This is a genomic window from Burkholderia guangdongensis (assembly GCF_013403875.1).
GTDB lineage: Bacteria > Pseudomonadota > Gammaproteobacteria > Burkholderiales > Burkholderiaceae > Burkholderia > Burkholderia guangdongensis.
In genome coordinates, this window is sequence record NZ_JACBNX010000034.1 from 1 (window position 1) to 26,307 (window position 26,307).

25 protein-coding genes and 1 pseudogene are annotated in these 26,307 nt (G+C 63.2%); 8 read left to right on the forward strand and 18 right to left on the reverse strand.

The features are described 5' to 3' along the window. Window positions 1-59 precede the first annotated feature (59 nt). The gene (locus HZI36_RS25095) at window positions 60-527 is read left to right on the forward strand and encodes a type VI secretion system baseplate subunit TssF (RefSeq protein ID WP_281376654.1); all 468 of its coding nucleotides are present in this window, start codon (window positions 60-62) and stop codon (window positions 525-527) included. A gap of 51 nt (window positions 528-578) precedes the next feature. On the opposite strand, the gene HZI36_RS25100 is transcribed toward HZI36_RS25095, so the two are convergent. From HZI36_RS25100 to HZI36_RS25110, 3 genes are all read right to left on the reverse strand, one after another. Next, window positions 579-830, reverse strand: coding sequence for a PAAR domain-containing protein (locus HZI36_RS25100; RefSeq protein WP_179405375.1), 252 nt, complete (start codon window positions 828-830; stop codon window positions 579-581). A gap of 44 nt (window positions 831-874) precedes the next feature. Beyond that, entirely contained in the window at window positions 875-1,615 is a 741-nt protein-coding gene (locus tag HZI36_RS25105; RefSeq protein ID WP_179405376.1) for a putative type VI secretion system effector, read from the reverse strand. Window positions 1,616-1,758: 143 nt separating this feature from the next. Beyond that, a complete protein-coding gene (locus tag HZI36_RS25110) occupies window positions 1,759-2,154 on the reverse strand; it encodes a transposase (RefSeq protein ID WP_179405377.1) in 396 nt (131 codons plus the stop codon). A 21-nt stretch (window positions 2,155-2,175) separates the two neighbouring features. On the opposite strand from HZI36_RS25110, the gene HZI36_RS25115 reads away from it, so the two are divergent. Then, complete coding sequence (locus HZI36_RS25115) at window positions 2,176-2,592, forward strand: type VI secretion system baseplate subunit TssF (RefSeq protein WP_246327216.1); 417 nt, start codon at window positions 2,176-2,178, stop codon at window positions 2,590-2,592. 66 nt (window positions 2,593-2,658) lie between these two features. Here HZI36_RS25115 and HZI36_RS25120 read toward each other — a convergent pair whose 3' ends face one another. The 7 genes and pseudogenes from HZI36_RS25120 to HZI36_RS25150 form a co-directional block, all read right to left on the reverse strand. After that, the gene (locus HZI36_RS25120; RefSeq protein WP_179405378.1) at window positions 2,659-2,934 is read right to left on the reverse strand and encodes a PAAR domain-containing protein; all 276 of its coding nucleotides are present in this window, start codon (window positions 2,932-2,934) and stop codon (window positions 2,659-2,661) included. A 56-nt stretch (window positions 2,935-2,990) separates the two neighbouring features. Next, a complete protein-coding gene (locus tag HZI36_RS25125; RefSeq protein WP_179405379.1) occupies window positions 2,991-3,734 on the reverse strand; it encodes a putative type VI secretion system effector in 744 nt (247 codons plus the stop codon). Next, the gene (locus HZI36_RS25130; RefSeq protein WP_179405380.1) at window positions 3,724-4,815 is read right to left on the reverse strand and encodes a hypothetical protein; all 1,092 of its coding nucleotides are present in this window, start codon (window positions 4,813-4,815) and stop codon (window positions 3,724-3,726) included. Before HZI36_RS25130 ends, HZI36_RS25125 begins: the two co-directional genes overlap by 11 nt. Next, window positions 4,815-6,602, reverse strand: a complete 1,788-nt coding sequence (locus HZI36_RS25135; RefSeq protein ID WP_179405381.1) for a T6SS effector BTH_I2691 family protein — start codon at window positions 6,600-6,602, stop codon at window positions 4,815-4,817. The genes HZI36_RS25130 and HZI36_RS25135 overlap by 1 nt, the downstream gene beginning before the upstream one ends. A 20-nt stretch (window positions 6,603-6,622) precedes the next feature. After that, window positions 6,623-7,633 (reverse strand): DUF4123 domain-containing protein, encoded by a 1,011-nt coding sequence (locus tag HZI36_RS25140; protein WP_179405382.1) that lies wholly within the window; start codon window positions 7,631-7,633, stop codon window positions 6,623-6,625. A gap of 4 nt (window positions 7,634-7,637) precedes the next feature. After that, window positions 7,638-10,169 (reverse strand): annotated as a pseudogene (locus HZI36_RS25145) (type VI secretion system Vgr family protein). A gap of 516 nt (window positions 10,170-10,685) precedes the next feature. Further along, window positions 10,686-11,018 (reverse strand): cupin domain-containing protein, encoded by a 333-nt coding sequence (locus HZI36_RS25150; RefSeq protein WP_179405383.1) that lies wholly within the window; start codon window positions 11,016-11,018, stop codon window positions 10,686-10,688. Window positions 11,019-11,331: 313 nt separating this feature from the next. Here HZI36_RS25150 and HZI36_RS25155 point away from each other — a divergent pair, with 313 nt between their 5' ends. Together HZI36_RS25155 and HZI36_RS25160 are read left to right on the forward strand one after the other, a co-directional pair. Beyond that, window positions 11,332-11,862 carry a DUF3455 domain-containing protein gene (locus tag HZI36_RS25155; protein ID WP_179405384.1) on the forward strand — a complete coding sequence of 177 codons (531 nt, stop codon included), beginning with the start codon at window positions 11,332-11,334 and terminating at the stop codon, window positions 11,860-11,862. A gap of 233 nt (window positions 11,863-12,095) precedes the next feature. Continuing rightward, window positions 12,096-14,915 (forward strand): UPF0182 family membrane protein, encoded by a 2,820-nt coding sequence (locus tag HZI36_RS25160; protein ID WP_179405385.1) that lies wholly within the window; start codon window positions 12,096-12,098, stop codon window positions 14,913-14,915. A 71-nt stretch (window positions 14,916-14,986) separates the two neighbouring features. Here the strand turns inward: HZI36_RS25160 and galK are convergent, their stop codons facing one another. Next, window positions 14,987-16,153 carry a galactokinase gene (galK, locus tag HZI36_RS25165; RefSeq protein WP_218884326.1) on the reverse strand — a complete coding sequence of 389 codons (1,167 nt, stop codon included), beginning with the start codon at window positions 16,151-16,153 and terminating at the stop codon, window positions 14,987-14,989. 6 nt (window positions 16,154-16,159) lie between these two features. Continuing rightward, the gene (locus HZI36_RS25170) at window positions 16,160-17,218 is read right to left on the reverse strand and encodes a UDP-glucose--hexose-1-phosphate uridylyltransferase (RefSeq protein WP_246327217.1); all 1,059 of its coding nucleotides are present in this window, start codon (window positions 17,216-17,218) and stop codon (window positions 16,160-16,162) included. 260 nt (window positions 17,219-17,478) lie between these two features. Between HZI36_RS25170 and HZI36_RS25175 the strand changes: the two genes are divergently transcribed. From HZI36_RS25175 to HZI36_RS25185, 3 genes are all read left to right on the forward strand, one after another. After that, a complete protein-coding gene (locus HZI36_RS25175; RefSeq protein ID WP_179405386.1) occupies window positions 17,479-17,772 on the forward strand; it encodes a hypothetical protein in 294 nt (97 codons plus the stop codon). A 210-nt stretch (window positions 17,773-17,982) separates the two neighbouring features. Further along, a complete protein-coding gene (locus HZI36_RS25180) occupies window positions 17,983-18,474 on the forward strand; it encodes an energy transducer TonB family protein (RefSeq protein ID WP_179405387.1) in 492 nt (163 codons plus the stop codon). 234 nt (window positions 18,475-18,708) lie between these two features. After that, window positions 18,709-20,019, forward strand: coding sequence for an MFS transporter (locus HZI36_RS25185; protein WP_179405388.1), 1,311 nt, complete (start codon window positions 18,709-18,711; stop codon window positions 20,017-20,019). An 86-nt stretch (window positions 20,020-20,105) separates the two neighbouring features. Here HZI36_RS25185 and waaC read toward each other — a convergent pair whose 3' ends face one another. Beyond that, window positions 20,106-21,101: a lipopolysaccharide heptosyltransferase I gene (waaC, locus tag HZI36_RS25190; RefSeq protein ID WP_179405407.1), complete on the reverse strand. Its 996-nt coding sequence runs from the start codon at window positions 21,099-21,101 to the stop codon at window positions 20,106-20,108. Window positions 21,102-21,255: 154 nt separating this feature from the next. Between waaC and HZI36_RS25195 the strand changes: the two genes are divergently transcribed. After that, window positions 21,256-22,800, forward strand: a complete 1,545-nt coding sequence (locus tag HZI36_RS25195) for a chloride channel protein (RefSeq protein ID WP_425485297.1) — start codon at window positions 21,256-21,258, stop codon at window positions 22,798-22,800. A gap of 116 nt (window positions 22,801-22,916) precedes the next feature. Here HZI36_RS25195 and HZI36_RS25200 read toward each other — a convergent pair whose 3' ends face one another. From HZI36_RS25200 to HZI36_RS25220, 5 genes are all read right to left on the reverse strand, one after another. After that, window positions 22,917-23,318: a YXWGXW repeat-containing protein gene (locus HZI36_RS25200; RefSeq protein WP_179405390.1), complete on the reverse strand. Its 402-nt coding sequence runs from the start codon at window positions 23,316-23,318 to the stop codon at window positions 22,917-22,919. 205 nt (window positions 23,319-23,523) lie between these two features. After that, window positions 23,524-23,778 (reverse strand): cell division topological specificity factor MinE, encoded by a 255-nt coding sequence (gene minE / locus HZI36_RS25205; protein ID WP_179405391.1) that lies wholly within the window; start codon window positions 23,776-23,778, stop codon window positions 23,524-23,526. Between the two features lie 12 nt (window positions 23,779-23,790). Beyond that, entirely contained in the window at window positions 23,791-24,606 is an 816-nt protein-coding gene (minD, locus tag HZI36_RS25210) for a septum site-determining protein MinD (protein WP_179405392.1), read from the reverse strand. A 60-nt stretch (window positions 24,607-24,666) separates the two neighbouring features. After that, window positions 24,667-25,521 (reverse strand): septum site-determining protein MinC, encoded by an 855-nt coding sequence (gene minC, locus HZI36_RS25215; protein ID WP_179405393.1) that lies wholly within the window; start codon window positions 25,519-25,521, stop codon window positions 24,667-24,669. Between the two features lie 87 nt (window positions 25,522-25,608). Next, entirely contained in the window at window positions 25,609-26,280 is a 672-nt protein-coding gene (locus tag HZI36_RS25220) for a GNAT family N-acetyltransferase (RefSeq protein ID WP_179405394.1), read from the reverse strand. Window positions 26,281-26,307 lie beyond the last annotated feature (27 nt).

Here is a 26,307-nt window from a genome sequence, read left to right on the forward strand (position 1 = left end):
TAACGTCGTTGCCAAGTGGACCGGCTCCCGGCACGATTGGAAAGGCGCGATGACGCAGTTTGCACTGCTTTACCCGGAGCGATTCAATATCGGAATCTGAGTCTCAACCCGCCTCACACACGAAATTCCGGATACCTCCGCTCATCACGCAGCTCGCCCCGCACTCGATTGAATTGACCCGTACCGGGCTCGTGGAACTAAAGCGCCTGTTCCGTCAATTCGCCGCTCATTCTGCGGGACACGCGAACCTGCTCGACGGACTGACGAACCTGAGCCATCGCGTCAAACAGCTCTGGCTGCCGGGAAAACCGATGCCGAGTTTCGTGCGAGGCCTCGAAGTGACGTTGACGGTCGATGAACAAGCGTTTGCTGCCGCCAGCCTCAGCACATTCATCGTCGTGATGGATCACTTCTTCGCCGTACATGCGCCAGTGACGAGCTTTGTCCAACTTGTCGTGATGTCGGCCAACACAGGCCGGGAAATTCAACGTTGCACGCCGCGGCCAGGCACAATCATGCTCGCCTGATTTCCTGCCCTCCAAACCTCGGCGATCAAGTCGCACCGCAATTCGTACAGATCACGTAAGGCTCGAAATCAGGTGACAGCCGCAGATCGCCCGATGGCCATGCCGGGCAATCGGGACACCATCGTCGGTCATCGACGCGTCACCTTCGACGATCAAATTCGGTTTGACATCCGGGTGCTGGGGACACGATACCTCATCACCCTTACGCGCGACAAAACGGCCATCGAAACGCATCCTCGACGATCCCGTAATAACCTTGCCGCCGTGATCGGTATCGTCACCTACACGAATAAGATTCATCACTATTGATTACCTCGCGAACGATAGCGAAAGCAGCGAAAATCCCACTACCTTCCGTATCGAAAATAACGATTCCCATAATTTTGAAGCTTATTCTCCTGACGACTCTCCCTTGATGTTTTTCTCAAGTCTATATTCCTCACATCCGGCCACCCGAATGTTCCAAAAATCAACTCAGCCACTCTGACAAATCCCATCATCTTCCACGACACTCTAAGCGCAATAACCCCCGAAAACATCAAGAAAAATGGAAATACAATCACAAACACAAATCGCACATCGGCATCAAGCATCATTTTCCATCCGCCTATTGCCATCAGCAACAACACGGTAACCAAGTAAATTATTGCCGAGCACCAAAACCACGTTTTTATTGATTTTCTAAAGTGAACCCCTCTCCCTGCAGTAGCATGTGGATAGACAGCAAGCAAATCGTCACTTTCTCGCCGAACCGCATACGCAACATAGCGATTCTCTCCAATTTGCTCCGCGACTACTTCCACCTTGTCGCCATTGCGCATCGGCATCATCCACAGCCAGCCATCCACTTGCTTCGTGTCCAAGTTGAACTGCACCCAGTCAGCCTCTTCATCAGCATTGCCCGCCATGCTGATCAGGCCGACACCCATTGCCCCCATACCCATGGCAGACGCGGCAGCCGCAGTCACTCCGATCTGCCCGTGCTGGACCTGGGTAAGAACAAAATCGTGTGTTCGACGCGAACGTTCCAGGTTAGAAATAGTGCCAGAAAGTAAAACCGTCGGTATCTTCAACTCTTGATTTTTCATATGGCTTATATGCCTTGAGCCATTGCAGCGATGTAATCCTTCTCTTGCTTGGAAGGGTCTGTATAGAGTGGCACGCTAGAAGCCCGAGCGCATGTCGGTCACGCCGGCAGCCAGCCGGATCTTCGTGCAGCTGGGCAAGGCAATCATGCCACCGATTCCGATGGGCCACACAACATGCGAAGCACCAGCAATAACGTGGCTTCGTCGGGCGAACCTTCGATGCGCACACGGGCGTTGCCAACACCGATCTCGATGGCGACCGCCGGAATGACGTGGGCAACGGGCGCTGGGGCCGGCTGCCTCACCTCTTGCGCCGGTGCAGCCAACGTCACGGGCAGCAAACCAATCGGATCGTATTCGCCGGCACGCAATGCCCAGCGCCATCTGAACACCAGATTGGCGTTCAGCACATGCTCCAAGGCCAAGCGCGAAACCGATATATCCGGTTGACACGCCAGTTCGGCTATCCGACAACGCAAGTCAAGCGAGAGATTCGGGATGCCCTTGCGGGACTTCTTCTGCAGTGCCTCTGGCGTCATTGTGATTCCCACCTCTTTTTGATGGGAACCACGCTGGCCATTTCTATTCAGGCCGTCGAGACGGTGCTGAGGACTCGCTTACAATTGACCCGTACCGGACTCGTGGAACTAAAACGCCTGTTCCGTCAATTCGCCGCTCATTCTGCGGGACACGTGAACCTGCTCGACGGACTGACGAACCTGAGCCATCGCGTCAAACAGCTCTGGCTGCCGGGAAAACCGATGCCAAGTTTCGTCCGAGGTCTCGAAGTGACGTTGACGGTCGATGAACACGCGTTTGCTGTCGCCAGCCTCAGCACATTCATCGTCGTGATGGATCACTTCTTCGCTGTACATGCGCCAGTGACGAGCTTTGTCCAACTTGTCGTGATGTCGGTCAACACAGGCCGGGAAATTCAACGTTGCACGCCGCGGCCAGGCACGATCCCGCTTATCTAACCAGCTATAGCGCGGTCCGTCGCACCAGATAGATTGATGCCCAAGCAGCCGATGCGCATTTCGTCGTCAGACCGTCGAACATCCTGATCCACTGCCTGCCTTAACGTGATTCGTTCCACACGGGCATAGCACCAGATCACCATCCAACACGCAGGACCGACCGTCCTCTTGCATGTCGGTACCGCTGGCTTGGATCGGATGCTCGCCCGGACATTTGCTGCACGTTGCCATTTCGTGATCCAGGGCGATACGTCTGTCGCCGTCGTACATACTTGCGGCTGTTGCGACGACCCGCCCACCGGTCGTGGTCGGATCGCCGTCACATACCAACGCTTTACTCATAATGCTCTCTCGCTGATTGACTGGTGAAAAGCGACTAGATTCCGATCAACGAGAACTCACGCCCCTTTGTAACGAAAGATCAGCTTTCCCATCTGCCATGTATCATCAGGCTGCTTCAGTCTTTTTGATTCCTTCGGCAAATCTACGTTGGGCGGATTTCTCCACCCAAATGTTGAAAATATCTTGTTAGCCATTGGCAGTTGCTTCTTAAATCTACGACTGACTCTATAAGCAATAAAGACAGCCGTAGCCTCCCACACCGTCCACGCAAATGCGAATACCCCTATACTCCCTCCCCAACCATTAGGCATGCCATTTGACATAGCTAACACGACGACGAGTAATGTGACCACCAATCCACAACCAGTCCAAAACAGCACGGACCATTTCAGGAAGAATTTAAAAACCGCCCTACTGCCGCGCTCACAATGGGGATGGACCGACAGGATGCCGTCACGGCATCGCCTGACTGCATACCCTATCCATCCTGATCCTGCTCGCTCCGCCACAACCTCGACTTCATCACCGTTCTCGAAAACAGATAACCAGATCCACGCCCGCACTTGCTCACCATTCAAACTAAAGGTCACGAGATCTCCGACCGTGTCAGTGAATTGAGTGGAAGTACTGAGGTTGAGTGCTATGTCGTTCAGGCCTGCCAGCGCCGCAACAATTGCGGTTCGCTCCATTGCCTGCTTATCAGCCTCCGTAAAGACGGTTTCATAAGCGGCCCGGCGTTTCGTCAGTCCAGTAATGGCCCCGCGTAGGAGCACTGGGGCAGTAGCCTGCTTACTTTCCATCTTTGTACCCCGTCGCAGCAAGTGCTGCCTCAAACGCTGCCTGTTGCTTTTCCAATGTTCGCCCGGTGTCTGGCGCAGTTCCAAAGGGCGAGCTTGATAACCAGTTTTCAAGATCATCTGGTGTGAAATAATTGTAGATGAGCGTGATCACTGTCAATATCACAGCGACTTCCCAACCTGTTGCGATCAGGATCAGACGCCCACTGAGCAATAGCCATCCCCCCGCTGAGACTTCGGTTGCAATTCCGGCTGCGACAGTCTCCCCTGCAAATGCTCCGACCGACTTGAAGACGGTTCTTCCGACAAAGGCTTCGAGTTTTTCTCCAGCAAGACCGGCCGCCTTGCCCTCGATCCGCGCCTGGGCACCAGTCACGCTAGCCGACAATCTTCCAAGGAATCGCACCTTTCCCGGAGACAGGTTGGCTGAACGCATCAGCAATGGTGCCGAGGAGCTAATTGCCGTCAAGACGGCGACTGCACCTGACACCATGTCGAAACCTGATTTCATTAAGTAAAATGCCGCCTGCTTATAATTTCCTGTCGACAACCCCGAAGCTGCTTTCTTTGCGTCAGTATAAGTTGATACAAACGACGAAATCCCACCCAAACAGCTGGACGCGATTTTCATATTTGCAAGCGCAACACTGGCAGCTGATTTCGCAAAGCTCCCAAGCCATTTGCTATACGCGTTTAGCCCAGCCCCGACTAGCGACAACGTCCCGCTCGCAATAGCCAATTCGTCATCCGACGTTTTATCCGGCTTCTTCCAAAGTAGAACATAGTTCATCAGCTCGATGACGAACAGCGCACCCGAGAGCTTCACCGATGCAGCCGCCTTGTCGCGGGTAGCAGCGGACGTTTGCTTCGCGTCCGCATACAGCCTGCGCACAAGCACGCCCCGATCATCGTTCGCCAGAGCCTCGTACGCCTTTGCTCGAATCTGCATAGGACTCAGACCCGGATTCTGTGTCTTGATCTCCTCCATCTTCTGCTTCAACACAGAGGTCATCTGGCCTTCCCACGCGGCGAGCTTCACGGTAATGCGCTTCGCATCTTCTAGCGCGATACCGCCGCGCACCATCAGAGCGCTCCTTTGATCAGGACGCCACCAATGGTACGAGATACCGGTCCGAAAACATTCACCAATGCACGCCCCGACCACAGCATCAGTCGATCGATCTGCAAGGCCTTGATCGGTCGTTCGGTCGCAGAACCCGCTCGCTCATGCTTGAATACCTCATCCATCTTTTCGTAAAACTTCACGAACGACTTCAGATAACCAAGATCGACGGCGATTGATGCCTGCTTCACGTCGTACCACGACGCGACGCGATCCAGGATCGATTCGCTTTTTGTTGCCTGCATCCTGGCCAGGAACATTTTCATCTCCTGACGAATATCTGTCTGGTTATAGGAAAACGCTCTCCAGAAGTAGCTGCGCTCATCAGTCGGATCCAAGTTATTGACGAGCTTCTCGACAATACGCAGACCCACATCAGTCGCAGGCAATCCGGCATACGCTTCGTCAATCAAGCCGTGAAACGCCAAACCGTCACCCGGATCGTCCGGATGATAGTCGTTGAGTGCATGTCGAAACGTATCGGAGGAAAGCCAAGCGTCGCGATCCGGCACACGCTGCTTCTGCAACTGCTCGCACTTGCTAGTGGCCTGGTCGAACCATGTACTGAAGCTGTTCGGCCATTTTCCCCCCTTGATGCTCGCTTGGTATTTGCGCCAAGCCTTATCGCCTGCGGTCTTTTTTTCTTCGGGGGTGAGTTGCCCGGCCTTTTCAATCTGCTCCGTCGCACCGGGCATCATCAACCCCATGCCCTCATAGCCACCGAGCCCCGCAGCCATTATTCCTTGACGCAGCGTACTCTCACTTAACGCCGCACCACTGCGAACCGCCCGTTCAGCAGCTTCGATAGACTGGGCTGCATCCACACGCAGCTGTTGCGCGCTGGTGTAGCGCATCAGCATGCCAGCGGGATCGTTATGAAACCCGGCGAGTTCGTGCACGATACCAATTCCGTCCCACAACGCCAGCAGCATCGGTTTATGTGGCGCTCCGCCAGCATTCTCGCCAATCTCGTTCATCAGCCTGACTAGATCTTGGGAAGCTGAGCCCGACGGAGAGGTTTGGCGGATGTGCAGCGGATAGCGCGTAGCTTCCTGCTCCCAAATGGTGTTGTCAGTCGCACGGCCATTCGTATCAGTCGCGATGGGCTTTGCTGGCGGAGCAAGCAAATCAGCTTTCAATCCCGGCTGATACTCGACGATCTGGTCAATCCCTGCCCGCGTGGCAACGGTCGCATGTCCGGCTTCGCCTATTTTCATACCGAACATGCCGCTTCCCGACTGGATCCATGCAGACGGCATGATGACCTGCATGCGTTCGCTGCGCAGCTTCGCGTCCGTCGCGTACTTCTGGAAAATCTCTTTGATCCATGGATATTCTGAGAAGGCAATGAAGACCCGCGTCGCCTTGTCTGGCTTCTCGATGGAAATAACGTCCATAGGCACGGCACCGCCACGCTGCGCGCACGCCGGGTCCGTCTTGGGCACCGACGGTAATGGGATTGTCTGCTTCCAGAGCCGACCGTCTTCGGTCACTCGGTAGGCCTCCCAGTAGTTGCTGCCACGCGCACCTTTCTCGTAGAAGAGGTACAGCCAACCTTCACGCAGGGTTCTCAGGCTGTAATGATGCTCGGTCAATGCGACATCCATAACGCCCGGACCGACGATGCCAGCAGGCATCGCATTCGACATGGATTTCGGCACAACGGCATACCGAACCGGCAAAATTGCGAGACCGGATTTCACGCAGTTCTGGCAGGTCGCAGTACAAGTGAGGGAAGTGTTTGCCATGATCTGTTTCGTTATAGGGTTCAGGCGCGGCCACCGGCTCTATCTGAGATGCGCAGGCGCTCGTGCCAAGTGCCCTGGCGAATTTCTAGAATTTCGTCCGGGGTAAGTTCGTCGATACATTCAGCATAAAGATCCCCGTCGACCCTGCTGCCCAGTATCTGTAGAACCCGTGGATGCAAGTCAAACTCCGGATGCCAAGAAAGCGCGTGACCGACAAACACGACCTCGTCTTCCTCATCGGTCAAGCCATAGCGCCGAGCCCTCAGCGCCGCCGCCACGGCTGCATCGACCTCATGTTGTTTCGGCTGGCGATCCAGATCGTACGCATGCAGTGCAAGTGCGCGATTGACGATGCCGTGGCAATGGATCACCTGCCACTGTGCCGCGTCGAGCACCAAGTCATCCCGTCGGCCCGTGGTATTCATGCGCGTTACGGGTACCGCTCCCGCGTCAAGGGTATGCCACGCCTGGATGGGGCCCAGCAAGGCGTGCTGCTGCACTGGAGTCAAAAGAGGCCAGAGCAGAGCCTGTGCACGAGGATCGTAAAATCTCAGCAAGCAAAGACGGCCCTGATCGTCGTTCTGAAGCGCGAGACGAGAGCAATGTACAGCGACCTCCCCCCTTGATGCGGAAGCGGCCAGCCAGCCACCGATGCGCTGCCCCAACCCTTCAGCCATCGATTGCGTGCGCCTATCCTCGAACGCCAGTCGCACACTTTCTTCCAGCGCGGCAACACCGTGATCAGTTTTGAGATCGAGTTCGAGGAGATAAGGGTAATGTGCCGGCGAAACCGCTTCGTGATCTATTACCACGTCGGTCTTGGGTAGGTCCGCGAAGAACGGGTTGTCACCAGCATCGTCGGCCAGCGGATCCCGCTGACTGGGGTCGACGAGCAGCAGGCAACGCATGTCCGGATGCTGGTTAAACCAACTCTTTAATGCACTGACCTGCTCGCGAATCCTCACCTCCTCCGCCACGGAATCGTCCGCTTCATTTCCATCGCGCCCTCGCTGTGTCTGCATGTATGACATCGACTTACTCCAGCACGACGGTTGACGCGCTATTGGCGGACGCCGACGCCGTCTGCCAGGAACATCCCTTCGTGACGCTCGTGATCTGTGCAGGCAAGCGCATGGACGACGCCCCCTGTTTACTCCACGACGCGCCCTTCTCAAGAATTCGGCCGGTTGTCCCGTTCTCGATCAGGTCCGGCGTGATCTTGATGTACGACCCGCCTGCTCCAATCCAGATCTCTTTGTCCGCCGAAATCACGACCCGACCGTCGACGCTTGTGATGTTCAGATCCTGCTGCGAAGTCAACGCCATGGCATCGCTTTTCGCCTGGATCTCGACCTTGCCCTTCGCTGCAAACAGCTTGATCCCTGCGTTCTGCGCGAACAGGCTAATCCTCTCCATCACACTCGCGATCAGCGATTTGCCGGCCGCCACGTGCACGCTCTTGCCACTGACGATATTGACCTGCTGGTTCGCCGTGACCTGCGCCGACTCCTGCGTCGACAGCCCCACGCCTGCGGGACTCGCCATCAGCATGATCGGTGTTGAAAAGCCGTTCGCGTTGCCCGTGCCGCCGCCGCCCGTGCGTCCACCGCTGCCGGCTCCGCCGCTCACGTTATAGTGCGTCGCGTCGGTAAACTTCTTGAGCGCGTCCTGCCCCTCCTGCAAGCTCTCCGCCTGATTCGCCGAACTCGCCTGCGACGTCAACTCAACCACGCTTTCCGCGCTCGCCAACTGCTCGGACGCCGCCGTTACATTCAACGGCTGGTTGACGGCGGCCGAGTGCGTCGACACGAACAAACCCTGCCCCGCCCGAATAGCGCCGTAGGCATCTGATTTGAGGTCAAAACCACTGCCGAGAAATGCACCACGCGTATTGTCCGTCTGCTGGATCAGGTACCCGAGATGCAAGTGAGACTGATAACTGCTCGAGTAAAGGTGAACCCGATTCTGCTGTGTCGAGTCGTCCATCACGAGCTGGTTGTAGCCGGTGCCGCCGTACTCGCGAGAGCGTTGACCGGACAGCAATCCATTCGTATGCCACACCGGCTGCGTCGCGCCCCCGTACATCCTCGCGATAATGACAGGCCTGTCACAATCACCCTCCATGAAACCGACGACCACCTCGTCGCCCTTCCGTAGCGGCTGAATCCCGCCACGATTCGAGCCCGCATCAAGGAACGTCGGGCGCACCCAGCACGACGCACGTTCATCCTGGCCGTTGCGGCGGTTCCAGTGGAACCACACCTTCACGCGGTTCAACGAGTCCGTATAGACCTCTTCGCCGCTTGGCCCAGCGACGATCGCGTTCTGCAACTGCATCGCCGGCTTTTTGTGCTCGAACGGGCTGCGGAAAGGAACGTTGCGGGGCTGCGCTTCAACCGTCACCTGAAAGAAACCTTCGCCGCCATCCGCGTGGCTCACCGTCGCACCAACCTTCGCCTCCGCGATTTCCGCGGCCAGTCCGTCGGGAAAATCCCCCACCTCATCCAGACCGGGCAGATTATTGCGGATTAACCAGTCAACCCCGAGCAGCACGAATTCACGATCCGGCTGGCTTCCGGCGTCATGGACCGGATGGCCGTGCAATTCGAAGCGCCGCCCAGGCATCGCACAGCGCAAGCCGCCCACTCCGTGGAAGCGCTTCATTCGCGACTTCCTCTCCTCAAGCCGAATCTGCGCGAGGCGCTCGCCCTGCTCCCGGTCCGACCACATGTACGCGCCCGGGTAGTCGTAGACTTCACCGTCCGTCGGCAACTGGCTCTGCGTATCGGTGACGCCCTGAACTTGCCGGGGAAGATCAGGTCGCTTGTAGTCGAACGAGCGCGATGTCAGTTGAGCACTTTCGATCTGAAGCTGCTCCTTCCACTGTACGAATCCGTCCATTTCGCCGCTGAATCCCATGTGACTGAACTCGACAATGGACCGTTTCAGTTGCGGGACAAAATACACGTCGTCTGTCAGAACCATCACGTGCGACCGGCCGTCGTCAGCCTGCTCGAAGTACGGAAACACGCCCACTTCTTCAAGGCTGCGGTTGACGAAGTTCAGGTCGTATTCCCACTGCACCCGATTCGAATAAGACGGCAGCGGCTTGTGGAGATCGTAACGGAACGCACCGCGCGCTTGGGGGTGCTCATTGAAGACGTCAGTCAGAATCTGTTCGCCGTCCTGTTCCTGCCAGTCGCGCATGTCGCGACGCAGGCGCAAGAAATAGAGCCAGGACGAGAATGCCAGCTTGTAATAGGTCAACGCCCCATCGAATCCCAGCCGACTGAATCTGTGAACGTAACCGTGGATCGGCATGTACGTGCCGTCCGTCTGTTGAATCCAGAGCGTGACGGGCTTGGCAAGTAGCGCGTTGAGTTCGATCTGACTACCGCGTGGTGAAACGGCATCAATCACGAATTCATAATCGCGGCCCAGTTTAGCCGTTCCTTTCACATAGAGTGGCAATAACCAGTCGACGCCAAGCGGCGTGTCGAGTTTGACAAGACGATTGTATTACGCGTTGCCCAGACGCAACGTCTTATAAAGCGCGGTTTGGCCCATGCAACTTGCCCTTGGTTGGTATTCAGGTGGGGTTTCTGCCGAGCGCTGATTATAAGTTCCTTTCTGAACAACACGATAGTGCCAATCGGCCACCCACCAATCTCAATAAATTTACGGCCCAGCACAAAGTCAAATTTACCAATTCAGCGCAAAATAGGTAATTATTGCCAATTTAACTGTAATCCAGTTTTTTCATTCACATATCACCTACTTGTGCACGGCCAGATCCGGCCGCTCCGCTGATGCATTTCCGCGTCAGCGCACTTCGGTCGGGAGTTTCCGTGATCTCTCATCCCCCTACCTTTGTGCTGGGTAGTTGAATTGAAATCTGACGGACACCGCTTCCGCCAGAAAATCCCGCTCAGGCTTGTCCAATAAGGCGGGATTTTTTCTTTTTCGTGCTACCCGCATCTCAACCCGCACATGACGTCGCCTCACTCGCCCCAGGAAACCGGCGATCAGGGTGTGAGCGCATAACCCCTCCCGCCCTGCGACGCGTAGTATCCGCCCTATCATTCAGCGTTCATGATAGATCGCCAGCCAGACGGTTTGCTCTTCCGCATGCGTCCACGCGACGCGATGCCGGCAATGCGGCTCGATCAGCACGTAGTCGCCGGGACGCAGCTCGAGCAGCGTCGAGTTCTCTTCGAACTCGAGCACGGCGGCGCCCGACAGCAGCACAACCCATTCGGCGCGCGAGTCGTCATACCAGAACCCCTCTGGACTCGCGTGCCCCATCGACACGATCCGCTCCACGTTCAGGCGCCGCCCCGTGACGAGCATGTCGATTTGCTCATCGCCGCCGCGCTTCTCTTTGAAGCTGAACAGGTTACCGGTTTGAAGTTGCATAGCTCGACCTCACGTCAACCTTCGTGCGAAGGCGGTTGGCTCAAACGTGCCGGGAAAATCTCCACTGTAGTCTGGGAGCCGTCAGTGCAGGAGGCAAGGACTCAGCGAACCGCGCGCAACCCTTCCGGCCTGCTAGACTGGACGGCGACATCGGCATGGCACCGGCGATTGAAGAGCCCATATCCTTTCTCTCGTATGACGAGGCGAAAATTCAGCAGGCGCCATGCGATAGGGTGCCGCGGTTGGCTGCGTCCAAAATCATCGGCGAATGGGGTGCATTGCGCATCGCCATTCCACTTCCACGGAACAATCGATGAAAGCGCAATCTACGCTCACAAAACGGCTCGTCGCTCCAGGCGTCGTGGCACTTGCCTGCTATACGCTTGCGTCGCCGGCTACGGCGCAGGACGCGTCGCTTACCAATACGCTTGATGTTCCGGGTACGCGGGCCGTGGCATCGCTCGAAGCGAGCGGCGTACAAATCTACGAATGCAAGCAAAACAGCGACGGCACATTCCAGTGGACGTTCAAAGCACCGGATGCGTATCTGTACGACGACGCGGGCGCGCTCGCGGTGCGTCACTTCGCAGGGCCGTCATGGCGTGCAAACGACGGCAGCCAGATCCAGGGGAAGGTGCTTCGGCAAGCGCCCAGCAACACACCGAACAGCATCCCGCAGTTATTGCTCACCGTCCAAAGCATCGGCGCGAAGGGCATGCTCTCTGACGTTCAGTATGTGCAGCGCCTCGCCACCGTCGGCGGCGTCGCGCCCGCTCGCCCTTGCACGAGCACCGGCGAGGAAGGTCGTTCACCCTACCTCGCCCGATACGTGTTTCTGCGCTGAACGTCAGGATCACGCGTTCGACGTCGTCGCTCGAGCATCTGCGCGAAAACCTGGCGGCTGACCCGCTTATCCTCCCGACCGGCGCACTTGAAAAGCCGGACGGCGCGATTTGAACGGGCGCCGGCTTCGGGCGTAGCATGGGCATGCGGGTCGCCCCCCATCCTGACCGATCGTCGGCACACGATCGCCCGGCCACAGTCAGCGATGCGTAAGGATCCGCCAAAGGGGTTTCGATGCGCTCGCAAGCGAAGTCCGTCTCGCGCCGGAGGCGCTACGCGATCACGGCTGCCGTCGTCGTCGCCGGCCTGATCGTCGCCGGGCGCATCACCGGCGTGCTGGTCGACTGGCTCTGGTTCTCGTCGGTCGGCTACGCGGGCGTCTTCTGGACCATCCTGTCCGCCAAGGTGCTGCTGTTCGTCGCCGTTTTCGCCGGGTCGGCCGCCGCGATCGGCGCGTCGGGGTTGCTCGCCCATCGCTACGCATCACGCGTCGACATCTGGCAGGTGGAAACGCGTTCGACGACGCGTGCCGACGATGCGATCCACGCGCTGGTGGCCCAGTTCGCGTCGCGCATTCCGTGGCGCGCGATCATCGCAATCGCCGCCACGCTCCTCGGGCTCGCGCTCGCCGGCCACGCGGCGTCGAACTGGAGCCTCGCGCTTCGCTTTCTTCATCAGGTGCCGTTCGGCGAGCGCGATCCGATCTTCGGCAAGGACATCGGCTTCTATCTGTTCTCGCTGCCCGCGTGGATCGCGCTGAAGAACCTGCTGCTGCAGACGGTGCTCTGCTGCGCGATCGTCGCTGCCGGCGTCTACTGGCTGCGCGGCGACGTCACGCTCCGGCCGCCGAGGGCGCTCTCGTCCGCCGCGGCCGCTCACGGGTCGGCACTGCTGGCGCTGATCTTCCTGCTGAAAGCGTGGTCATGGTGGCTCGACCGCTTTCTGCTGCTCTACGACAACAACGGCGTCGTGGTCGGCGCCGGCTATACCGACGTCCACGTCGTGCTGCCGGTACTGTGGCTGCTCGCCGGCCTCGCGCTCGCCGCAGCCGTCGCGCTGTCGATCAACATGCGAAGGCCCGGTTACCGATTGCCTGCCGTGTCGGTGCTGCTGGTGATCGGCTGCTCGCTCGCGCTTCGCGCCGTCTATCCGGCGCTGTTTCAGCGGTTCTACGTCAAGCCGAGCGAGCTGCAACTGGAGACGCCCTATATCGAACACAACATCGCGCTGACGAGACGGGCCTACGGCCTCGCGCAAATCGAGGTCAAGCCGTTCGCGGCCGAGCAGGACCTGAATCTCGCGTCGCTGCAGGCCAATCGCGCGACCATCGACAATATTCGGCTGTGGGATGTGAAGCCGCTGGCGGATACCTACGCGCAGTTGCAGGAGATCAGGACCTACTACAAGTTTTTCTCCGTGGACATCGATCGCTACCACCTCGACTCCGGTTACCGGCAGGTCATGCTGTCGGCGCGCGAGCTGGATTCGACGATGCTGCCGGAGAATGCGCGCACCTGGGTGAACCTGCATCTGCTGTTCACGCACGGCAACGGCGTCGTGATGTCGCCGGTCACCGAGAAATCCGTGGAGGGCTTGCCGTCGCTCTATCTGCGGGATATTCCGCCCGTCGCGAACGGCGGGCCGACGATCGCCGAACCGCGCCTCTACTTCGGCGAGGGCGAGTACGGCTATGTGATCGTGAAGAGCCGTGCGCCCGAATTCGATTACCCGCAAGGGGAAAGCAACGTCTACACCCCGTATCGCGGGCGCGACGGCATCGCGATCGGCAGCATCGCGCGACGCAGCCTCTTCGCATGGCAGTTCAACGACCCGAACATCCTGCTGACCCGCTACATCAAGGATGAAAGCAGGATTCTCCTTCATCGCAACGTTCAGGACCGGATACGCACGATCGCGCCGTTCGTCGCGCTCGACCGTGATCCGTACATCGTCGTGAGCAACGGGCGCCTGTTCTGGATACAGGACGCGTATACGACGAGCCGCTGGTTTCCGTACGCGCCGCCGGGCGTCGATGACGGCGCCAACTACATCCGCAACGCGGTCAAGGTGGTGGTCGATGCGTACGACGGCACGGTCGACTTTTACGTCAGCGATCCTGACGATCCGCTCGTGCGGACTTACGCGCGCATCTTCCCCGGCATGTTCAAGCCGCTCGACGCGATGCCGCGGGACCTTCGGCAGCATGTCCGCTACCCGGAGGACCTGTTTCTGATTCAGGCGAACCTCTACCGCGCGTACCACATGGACGCGCCGGAAGTCTTCTACAACCGCGAAGATCTGTGGCAATTCCCCCGCGAGCTGAGCGACATCGACGGCGCGGACGCCACCGGCACCCGGATGATGCCGTATTACATGATGATGCGGCTGCCCGGTGACGCGCGCGCCGGCTTCGTTCTGATGCTGCCGATGGTGCCGAGCCAGCGCGAGAACATGATCGCGTGGCTGGCCGCGCGTTGCGATTCGCCCGGGTACGGCAAGCTGGTCGTCTATACGTTCCCGAAGGACAAGCTGGTCTACGGGCCGTTTCAGATCGAAGCCCGCATTCAGCAAAGCACCGAGATTTCCCAGCAGATCTCGCTGTGGAACCAGATGGGCTCGCGCGTGATTCGCGGCCATCTGGTGGTCGTGCCGATCGACCACTCGATTCTCTATATCTCTCCGCTTTATCTGCGGGCGGCATCCGGTCAGCTGCCCGAATTGAAGCGCGTGATCGCCGCCTATGGCGATCGCGTCGTGATGGAGGAAACGCTGAACGACGCGCTGGCGGCGCTCTTCAAGGAGAACGCGCCGATGGCGACGCCGGCCACCGGCGGGTCGGATGCGCGGGCCCGCGATGCGCTGGCGCATTACGACCGCGCGATCGAGCGACTGAAGGCGGGAGACTGGGCCGGCTTCGGTTCGGAACTCGATGCGCTCCGGCCGCTGCTGGAGTCGATGGGGGCCGGCGGCGGCACCGGCGACTATCGCGACTATCGGCCAAACACCGGGCCGAACACCAGGCCGAACGCAGGGCCGAACGCCGGCAAACGATGATCACCGACAGGCGCGGACCGGTATTGCACACGGAACGCATCGATCCAATCGACACCGAGCGCCTGCGCGCATTACACCGGATACAGACTCACGCCATCGGATGCGCGGCACACATACACCTCGGTCTGTCGCCCGTCCGGCGCGCGATACCGTTCGGCGATCGCGGCACGAACCGGTGCGACCCGGTCCTCGGGCAACAGCGCGACGACGCAGCCGCCGAAGCCACCGCCCGTCATCCGCGCGCCGCCGTCGCGGCCGATCGTCCGGCCGACGATGTCCACGAGCGCGTCGATCGGCGGCACGGTGATGTCGAAGTCGTCGCGCATCGACGCGTGCGACTCGGCCATCAGCTCGCCGAGCCGCGCCAGATCGTTGACCGCGAGCGCGTCGGCCGCATCGAGCGTGCGCCGGTTCTCGGTGACGACATGCCGGGCGCGCCGGAACGTCACCGCGTCGAGCCCCGCCGCATCCCGCTCGAGCCGGCCCAGGTCGACGTCGCGCAGCGCCTTCGCGCCGTAGTGGCGCGCGGCGGCCTCGCACTGCCGGCGACGGAGGTTGTACGCGCTGTCGACCAGCCCTCGATCGACGCCCGAATGGACGATCATCACCGCGACGCCGGCCGGCAACGGCACCGCGCGCGTGAGCAGGGTCCGGCAATCGATCAGCAGCGCGTGGCCGGCCTCGCCCCACGCGGACACGAGTTGATCCATGATCCCGCACGCGCAGCCGACGAACGCGTTCTCGGCGCGCTGGCCGAGCAACGCGAGATCGGTCCGCCCGAGATCCTCGAGGCCGAACAGCGACCTGAACGCATAGCCTGCCGCGACCTCCAGCGAGGCCGACGACGACAGGCCCGCGCCGCGCGGCACGTTGCCCGCGATCGCGAGCTCGGCGCCGCCGATCGACGGATGCCGCTCGGCCAGCATCTTCACGACGCCGCGCACGTAGTTGGCCCAATGCGCGCCGGGCCGCCGCTCGATCGGTGCGTCGAGATCGAACGCGTCGAGCGCGTCGCCGTAGTCCGCGGCGACGACACGCACCAGGCGATCGTCGCGTGCGCGGGCGGCGATCGCCGTGTCGAAATCGATCGCGCACGGCAACACGAAGCCTTCGTTGTAGTCGGTATGCTCGCCGATCAGGTTGACCCGGCCGGGCGCGCGCGCGATCAGCGCCGGCGGCCCGCCGAATTGCGCGGCGAACGATGCGACGGCACGCGCGTGCAACAGCGGATCGCTCATCGACGTTCAGGCCTTCGAATCATGCACGTCGCCGGCCGAGCGCAGCCGCTCGGCGGCCTGCTCGGGCGTCAGGTCCCGCTGCGCCTCGGCCAGCATCTCGAAGCCGACCATGAACTTGCGCACCGTGCGCGAACGCAGCAACGGCGGATAGAAATGCGCATGCAGCTGCCACGGGGCGGGGTCGCGCGCGTCGAACGGCGCGCCGTGCCAGCCCATCGAATACGGAAACGCACACTGGAACAGATTGTCGTAGCGCACGGTCAGCCGCTGCAGCGCGAGCGCGAGATCCGCGCGCTCGGCCGGTGTGAGTTGCGGCAGGCGCTGCACCGCAAAGCGCGGCAGCAGCAGCGCCTCGAACGGCCAGGTCGCCCAGAACGGCACGATCGCGAGCCAGTGCGCGGTCGTCAGCACGACGCGCTCGCCGCTCGCCGCCTCGCGCTCGGCCAGATCGGCCAGCATCGGGCGGCCATGCTCGGCGAAATACGCGCGCTGATGCTGATCCTCGGACGCGGGCTCGTTCGGCACGTAGCCGGTCGCCCAGATCTGCCCGTGCGGATGCGGATTAGAACAGCCCATCATCGCGCCCTTGTTCTCGAACACCTGCACCCACGCATACCGCTCGCCGAGCGCCGCCGTCTGCGCGCACCACGTGTCGACTACGGCGCCGATCGCGTCGACGGACAGTTCCGACAGCGTCTTGCCGTGATCCGGCGAGAAACAGATCACGCGGCTCGTGCCGCGCGCGTCGCCGATCTGGAACAGCGGGTCGTCGCCCGGCGGCACCGGCGGGACGTCGTCGACCAGCGCGGCGAAATCGTTGTCGAACACGTACGGGCCGTCGTAGTCCGGATTGCGCTCGCCGGTGGCACGCGTATTGCCCGCACACAGAGGGCAGTTCGGGTCGTACGACGCGCGCGCGTCGACGTCGACGCGCTCCTGCCGGCCCTGCCACGGCCGCTGCCCGCGATGCGGCGACACCAGCACCCATTGACCGGTCAGCGGATTGCGGCGCCGGTGCGCGTGATGCGTGCGATCGAACGCCGCGCTCATGGCGTGCTCGTTCATGACTCTCCCTCTCGATATCGATGGCCGGCCTTCGGCAGCCCGGCCGCGGCTCGGCGCAAGGTGTCACGATATCGCGTCCGCGCCCGCATTGCAGCGACTGCCGCGCCGGTGCCCGCGCATGCGCCCATTCCCTCATCGCCCCGCCCGCACAATCGCCTGGAATTCGGCCTGGAATTCGGCCTAGAATTCGGAACAGAACGGCGGAACACCCGCCGCCGCGCATTCGCTGCCGTGCAACCGCACGGCAAACGGAGACCACCATGTCCGAACAATCGGCCCCGATCCGCCACGTCGATTACGAAGGCTTCGAGATCCACGTGGCGCCCGCGCCGTTCCCCGGCGACGATACCCATTTCACGTACACCGGCTATGTCTGCCACCCCGGCGCCGATCCCGCGCTGCCCGGCCATACGGTGCAGTTCCATGCCGACGGCGAAGAGCGCTTCGCGAGCCTCGACGAAGCGGCGCACGAAGCGGTGAATATCGGCCGCAGCATCGTCGACGGCACGCATCCGGACCTGTCCGTGCTGTCGCTCGTCACGCACGGCTACTGACGCCCCGCGCGCCGCCGCACTGCCGCACCACCGCACCACCGCACTGCCACACCACCACGCACCAGCGCGCTCCACCACGCGGCGGCGCGCGCGTGCGCACCGTCATCACCGCGCGCCGCGATTCGCGGCGCGCAACATGCGCGCATGTCGATATCGCGTCACGATCGCGTGACTATCATTCCTGTATCACCACGCCGCCCTCGTCCTCCGATGCTTACGCTCTCACGCCGCACCGCCGCCTGCCTGCGCGCCGCCGCACTCGCCGCCGCCGCCGCGCTCGCCGCGTGCACGATCACGCCACCGCCGTCGCATCTGCTGAACATCTTCAAGCCGTCGCCCACCACCGTCGCGAACATCGACGCCTACCGGACCACCGTCGCCGAGCGGATCGCCGACAGCAATTCGTCGCAAATCCTGCACGGCACGCCGCAGGCGATGCTGCGCTCGCTCGTCGTGATCGCGTACACCGTCGATCGCAACGGCCGGCTCGTGCGCTCGTCCGTCTATCGCAGCAACGGCGACAACGAAGCCGAGGCGATCGCGCTCAAATCGCTGCGCCGCGCGACGCCGTTGCCGCCGCCGCCGTCGACCATCCTCGACGGCAAGGGCGAAGTCGAGCTGATGGAAGGCTGGCTCTTCAACGATGACGGCGAGTTCCAGCTGCAGAGCACCGCATCGCCGCAAGCGCAGACGATCAACTGAGCGCCGCGCCGAATCACGCCGAATCACGCCGAATCGCACCGAATTTCCCCATTTCGCACCGGTGCGCACCGGTTCGCACCGGTTCGCGCCGAATCGCACCGACGCCCACGCCACGCGCGATTGCAGCGGCGCGGCGCCGCTCGCTATAATTTTCCGCACGCGCGTACGGCGATCGCCGCCAGGCCGCATCGCCTGCATCGCCGCGCGCACTCACGATAATTACGGAGACATTTCATGTCCGCATCCCCACGGGCCGTTGCGCACGCAACCAGCGAAACCACCGCCGTCAGCCGCAAGCGCATCGTGTTCGCGAGCTTCATCGGCACCGCGATCGAGTTCTACGATTTCTACGTGTACGCGACCGCCGCCGCGCTCGTGATCGGCCCCGTGTTCTTCCCGCACGGCTCCGCGACCGCGCAGGCGCTGTCCGCGTTCGTCACGTTCGGCATCGCGTTCGTCGCGCGGCCGATCGGCTCGTTCCTGTTCGGCCACTTCGGCGACCGGATCGGCCGCAAGTCCACCCTCGTCGCATCGCTGCTCGTGATGGGCCTGTCGACGACCGCGATCGGCTTCGTCCCCGGCTACGACACGATCGGCACGCTCGCGCCGGTGCTGCTCTGCGTGCTGCGCTTCGGCCAGGGCATCGGCCTCGGCGGCGAATGGGGCGGCGCCGCACTGCTCGCCACCGAGAATGCGCCCGAAGGCAAGCGCGGCTGGTTCGGGATGTTCCCACAGCTCGGCCCGTCGGTCGGCTTTCTCGCGTCGAACGGCCTCTTCTTCGCGCTCGCGCTCGGGCTCGACGACGCGCAGTTCAAGAGCTGGGGCTGGCGCATCCCGTTCGTCGTCAGCGCGGTGCTCGTCGCGCTCGGGCTCTACGTGCGGCTCCAGATCGCCGAAACGCCCGCGTTCCAGGCCGCGCTCGACCGCCACGAGCGCGTGCGCGTGCCGGTCGCGACGCTCGTCACCCACCACTGGCGGCCGACGCTGCTCGGCGCGCTCGCGATGGTCGTCTGCTACACGCTGTTCTATATCTCGACGGTGTTCTCGCTGTCGTACGGCGTCGCGACGCTGCATATTCCGCGCCCGACGTTCCTCGGGCTGCTGTGCGTCGCGGTCGTGTTCATGGGGCTCGCGACGCCGCTGTCCGCCTGGCTGTCGGACCGCTTCGGCCGCCGTCCGGTGCTGATCGCCGGCTCGATCGCCGCGGTGCTGTCCGGCTTCACGATGGCGCCGCTGCTCGGCAGCGGCTCGCTGCCGCTCGTCGCACTGTTCCTGATCGTCGAGCTGTTCCTGATGGGCGTCACGTTCGCGCCGATGGGCGCGCTGCTGCCGGAGCTGTTCCCGACGAACGTCCGCTACACGGGCGCGGGCGTCGCGTACAACCTCGGCGGGATTCTCGGCGCCTCGATCGCGCCCTATATCGCGCAGCTGCTCGCCGCGCGCGGCGGGCTGGCGTGGGTCGGCGGCTACGTATCGGTCGCGGCCGCGCTGAGCCTCGCCGGCGTGCTGCTGATGCGCGAGACGCGCGACGCGTCGCTCGTCTGACCCGGCCCGCACGCCGGGCCAGCCCGGGTCGTGCGGTGCCGCCGCGCGGGTCACGCGCGGCGTGCTTGGTGCGCGTGGGCGCGCGCTCAGGCCGTCACGGCCGCGCCCACCGTCAGCGCCGGGCAAACCGCGTCGATCGCCCGCAGCGCGTCGTCGACCGACGGCGCGGCGCCCGCTTCGCCGATCGACCGCGTGCGCGGCCCGTCCTCGATGCCGAGATGCTCGCGCGACGTCGCGACGAACATCATCACCGTCGGCCGCCGCAGCGCGTGCGCCATGTGGACGAAGCCGGTATCGACGCCGACGACCAGCGCGGCCCGGCCGATCGCCGCGCCGAGCTGCCGCACCGTCATCGCGGGCAGCACGGCCGCGCCGGGCGCGCGCGCGGCGATCCGCTCAGCCTCGTCGCGCTCGGCGGGCGATCCCCACGGCAGCAGCACGCGCACGCCGCGCGCGATCATCCGCGTCGCGAGCGCCGCCCAGTGGTCGGTCGGCCATTTCTTGTCGTCGCACGACGTCGCATGAAACATCAGCATGAACGGCGTCGGCTCGACGACCGCGGCCGGCAGGCGCGCGTCCCGCGGCGCGACGACCCCGTAGTCGGCGACGGCGCGCGGCGCGTAACCCAGCGCCTCGCCCGCGTTCACGCGCATCCCGTGCCACGCGCCGCAATGCGGCCGCGGCCCGTACCGGTGCGAATACGCGAAGCGTGCGCCGGACTCGCCGAGATCCTGCGTCAGGTAGCCGAAGCGCGCGCGGGCCCGCGCGAGGCGCGCGATGATCGCGCTCTTGTAGACGCCGTGCAGATCGATCACCGCGTCGTAACGATGGGTGCGCAGCGCGCGGATCGACGCGGCGATCGCCCGGAAATCGCCGGCGTGGCGCATCTTCTTGAAGCGCCGCAGCGGCGCGCAGAGCACGTTGGCGACGCCGGGGTGCCAGCGCACGACCTCGGCGCACGATTCGTCGACGGCCCAGTCGACGGTCACGCCCGGAAACGCGTGCCGCAGATCCTCGACAACGGGCAGCGTCTGGACGACGTCGCCGAGCGACGTCACTTTTACGATCAGGATTCGTTTCATCGTTTTCATGGGGCCCTCGGCGCCCGCCCGGGCCTGTGGACCGGGTGGCGACCATCGTATTGTCTGTCAATCGAGCGGCATCGCAATCCGACGATTTTCGCCGATCCCGCGCCCAAACTGCAAAACGAACCCGACGCTCCCTATAATCGGGGTTTTGCCGCGCCCTGTCCGACCGATGCGACCCGCCTCCCTCTTTCCCGCTCTCACGCGCCGCACGCGGCGCCTCTGGCGCCAGTACGGCGTCTTCTGGCTCGGCGCGATCGCGGTCGGCCTGACCGCCGTGCTGTACGCGCGGCTGATCGACTGGGGCTACGACACGTTCCGCACGGTGCGCCAGCACGCCGCGTGGCTGCCGCTCGTCGCGACGCCGGCGATCGCGGCCGGCTCCGTGTGGCTCACGCGCCGCTTCTTCCGCGGCGCGGAGGGCAGCGGCATCCCGCAGGTGATCGCGACGCTGCACGCGAACCCCAGCGCATTCGGCTCGCGGCTGCTGACGCTGCGGCTGCTGTTCGGCAAGATCCTGATCTCGTTTCTCGGGATCCTCGGCGGCTTCACGATCGGCCGCGAAGGGCCGACCGTGCAGATCGGCGCGGCGCTGATGTTCAATCTGCGACGATTCTACCCGCGCTCGAACGCGCTGATCGAGCGCCAGCTCGTACTCGCGGGCGCGGCGGCCGGCCTGTCGGCGGCGTTCAACACGCCGCTCGCCGGGATCGTGTTCGCGATCGAGGAGCTGACGCGCAGCTTCTCCGAGCGCGCGAGCGGCGTGCTGATCACCGCGATCATCGTCGCCGGCGTGATCGCGCTCGGCCTGAACGGCAACTACACGTATTTCGGCACGATCGACATCGGCCCGAGCTTCCCGAAGCTGCTCGCGGTCGCGGTCGTCGTCACCGCGCTCGTGACCGGCATCGCCGGCGGGTGCTTCGGCTGGCTGCTGCTGAACACCGGCCGCTGGCTGCCGTCGCGCCTGCTCGCGCTGTATCACGAGCGGCCGGTCGCGTTCGCCGCGCTGTGCGGCTTCACGATCGCCGCCGTCGGCATCGCGTCGGGCGGCACGACGTTCGGCAGCGGCTATGCGGAGGCGCGCGGCCTGCTCGACGGCAGCGAGCAGCTGTCCGCGTTCTACCCATTCGCGAAGATGGTGTCGATGGTCGCATCGTACCTGCCGGGGATTCCGGGCGGGATCTTCGCGCCGTCGCTGTCGATCGGCGCCGGTTTCGGCAACCTGCTGCACCTCGTGTTCGGCGACATGCGCCTGCCGGTGCTGATCGCGCTCGCGATGGTCGGCTATCTCGCGGCCGTCACGCAGTCGCCGATCACGTCGTTCGTGATCGTGATGGAGATGATCAACGGCCATGCGCTCGTGATCTCGCTGATGGCCACCGCGCTGATCTCGAGCCGGCTGTCGCGCCTGTTCGTGCCGCCGCTCTACGAGACGCTCTCGCAGCGCTATCTCGCGCCGGCCATGCACGCGGCGGCGGCAGGCGAGCCGCCCCGCGCCGGCGCGAGCGCGCCGCAGGACGCGGCCGTCGAGCCGACCGATCCGCTCGATACGCTGCTCGACGAGACGACGGGCGGCAACGCGCATCGGGACGACATGGCCGACGACGCCGCTCCTGACGCTCCTGACGCGCCCGCCGCGCCGGCACCCGCCGCCGGCTCGCCCACGCCGCACGCCGCGCGCGACGCTCAATAGATCACGACCGGCGCGGGCCGGTAGTAGACGGGCCGCGCCGGCACGACGATGCAGCCGGCCAGCGTGATCGCGGCGAGCGCGAGGACGAACACGGTCTTTTTCATCGCGCGCTCCGCTCAGGCCCAGTGGCCACGTGTCCAGAACCAGTTCGGGCCGCGCTGCGTCCAGTGGCCCGGCATCCAGTGCATGCCGATCCGCTCGACTTCCCAGTGTCCGCCGATCCACACGTAGCCGGCGGGACCCCAGCGCCAGTGGCCGCGATCCCACACGTAACCGATGCGGGACGGCGGCACGACCTCGTACCGCACCGGCGGCGGCGCGCTCGGCGCGACGACGACGACTTCGTCCACGTGCGCGGCCACCGGTTCGGCGACGACGATCTCGTTCGCATGCGCGACGACCGGCGCGGCGACAAGGATTTCATCCGCGCGCGCGGCGAGCGGCGCGGTGAGTGCGGATGCGCCCGCCGCGGCGGCGGCGAACGCGATGACGAAACGACGAATCGATGAAGCAGCCATGACGACCTCCGGAACGAACGTGAACGTGAGTAGCGAACCAACCTATCCGTTCAATGCGGGAGGGCGAACAATGGCCGACAGACGCTGTGTTACGGCATGCCCGAAAATGCAACAGCGCGTAAAACCGCGCGCAAACAGGGCGTCACGCGCGAGCGTCAGGCGTGCCCGGCGGCGCGAACCGCCGGGCGGGGGGACGCGAGGCCGGTCAGGCCTGCGGAATCTCAATCTTGACTTCGAGCACCTCGAGATCGTCCTGATGCTCGAGGCTCACGTGGATGTCGTCGTTCGAGATCTTCACGTACTTCGAGATCACGGCGACGAGCTCCTTCTGCAACGCGGGCAGATAGTCGGCCGGCGGCCGGCCGCCGATCCGCTCGTGCGCGATGATCAGCTGCAGGCGCTCCTTCGCGATCGAAGCGGATTTTTTCTTCTCTCCGAGGAGAAATGACAGAATCGACATGGCGGGCCTCCTTTACTTGCTGCCGAAGAGGCGCTGCAGGAAGCCCGGCTTCTGGTATTCGGTGAATCGCAGCGGCGTTTCCTCACCGAGGAAGCGCGAAACGATGTCCTTGTACGCTTCGGCGACGTCGGTGCCGTCGAGGTGCACGGCCGGCAGGCCCTGGTTCGACGCATGCAGCACCGCCTCCGATTCCGGCACGACGCCGATCAGCCGGATCCGCAGAATCTCGCTGATGTCCTCGAGCGACAGCATCTCGCCTTCGCTGACGCGCTTCGGGCTGTAGCGCGTGATCAGCAGGTGCTCCTTGATCGGATCCTTGCCTTCGGTCGCGCGCTTCGTCTTCGACGACAGGATGCCGAGGATGCGGTCCGAGTCGCGCACCGACGACACTTCCGGGTTCGTGACGATCAGCGCCTCGTCCGCGAAGTACATCGCGTGCAGCGCGCCCGCCTCGATGCCGGCCGGCGAATCGCAGACGATGTAGTCGAAGTCCATCGCGATCAGGTCGTTGATCACCTTCTCGACGCCCTCGCGCGTCAGCGCATCCTTGTCGCGCGTCTGCGACGCCGGCAGGATGTACAGGTTCTCGGACTTCTTGTCCTTGATCAGTGCCTGGTTCAGGTTCGCCTCGCCGTGGATCACGTTGACGAGGTCGTACACCACGCGGCGCTCGCAGCCCATGATGAGATCGAGGTTGCGCAGGCCGACGTCGAAGTCGATCACGGCCGTCTTGTGGCCGCGCAGCGCGAGACCGGAAGCGAAGCTCGCGCTCGTCGTCGTCTTGCCCACGCCGCCCTTGCCCGAAGTCACCACGATGATTTTTGCCATTTACCCAATACCCTGTGTTCGTTCAATGAGAGCCGATCGAGCCGCGGTGCGCCGCGTGGATCACGTCAGGCGCAGCGGTTCGATCATCAGTTTTTCCTCTTCGAGCCGGATCTGCACCGCTTTGCCCACTACGTCGGCGGGCAGCGGGTTCTCGGTCGTTCGATAGATGCCCGCGATCGAAATCAGTTCCGGCTCGAGACACGTGCAGAAGATGCGCGCGTCGTGATTGCCGTGCACGCCCGCGAGCGCGCGGCCGCGCAACGGCGCGTAGATGTGGATGTTGCCTTCCGCGATGATTTCGGCGCCGTGACTGACCGGCGCGAGCACCACGAGGTCTCCTTTCGCGTATATCCGCTGCCCCGAGCGCAACGGCCGGTCGACGACGAGCGTCTGGCCGGATGATCCTGCCGCAGCAGCCGCAGCAGCCGCAGAAGTTGCGGCGGGCTCGGCGGCGGCCGGCGCGGCGTACGATGTGGCGCTCGCGTCGGCGGCGCCCGCTGCCGCGGTGTCCTGCCCGCCCACGCCCGGCACGCCCGGCACGGCCGGTGCGCCCTCCGCCGCCGCCGGCTCGTCGTCCGCCTTCGCGGCCGGCGCGCGGCGATCGCGCGCCTCGAGCAGCGGCAGACCGGCGCCGCTCGCCCATGCCTGCTGCGCCGGCAGCGCGACGACGCCGACCGGACGCATCCGCACGTCGTTCAGCATCCGGTGGATCTCGTCGAGCGACACGCGCTCGCCGTCCGCCAGGCGGCGGACATCGATCGCGACGACGTCGTCGGCGAAGAATTCGGGAGTCGCTTCGAAACGTTTGACCAGCTCGGTACGCAGCGCGCCGAGATCGGCGGTCTTCACGATGAAGAGCAACGTGTCGACCGTCCCGCTGCGCAGTTCGAAGAATGGCGATTTTTTAAGCGACATGGACATTCTGCAAAAAATTTTTCGTATTTTACAGGCGTCCACGCGAGCGGCCATTATTTTTGGGCGGCCGGGCCACGGCCGTGCGCGTCAGGGCCCCGGCCGGTACAGGAAAAGCGTCTTCATCGCGCCCGGCACGCGGGCGATCGGCGCATGCTCGCCGGTGTGGACGAAGCCGAACCGTTCGTAGAAACGGATCGCGTCGCGGTTCGCGTCGGCGATCCATGCGTAGATTTCCTGCGCGCCGCGATCGGCGAGCCACGCGTGCGCCGTGTTCACGAGCAGCACGCCGCCGCGCAGATGGCGCACCGCGTGCGCAACATACAGCTCGCTGACGAACGCGCGGCGCGCGGGCGTGTTGTCGAAATAGGCGCCGATCATGCCGGCCGGATGGCCCTCGGTGTACAGCACGAACGTCGTCGCCTGTTCGGATGTCGCGCGCTGCGCGGCGATCGCCGACGCGGTGGCTGCGTCGACGGTCCGCTCCGCGTCCGGCGCCTCGCCGGACGCATACGGCTCACGCATCGACGCGGCACGGAGTTCGCGATATACGCCGCCCTGATCGGCAGCGATACGACGAACGGTCAAGATCGAACTCATGCGGATACAGCCCCAGTCGGACAGCAAGTTATTAGCTTCAACCGAAAGCGGGGCATGAGTCAAATCGATATTTTCAAATGGCAATCCGCGGCGAAAAGTGGCGCACGGCGTCGCCGCAGCCGTGTCGCGGCGCGGCGCGCGCCGCTTGTGCGGGTGCAGCATCGGCGAGGCGCCAACGCCGCCGCCCGG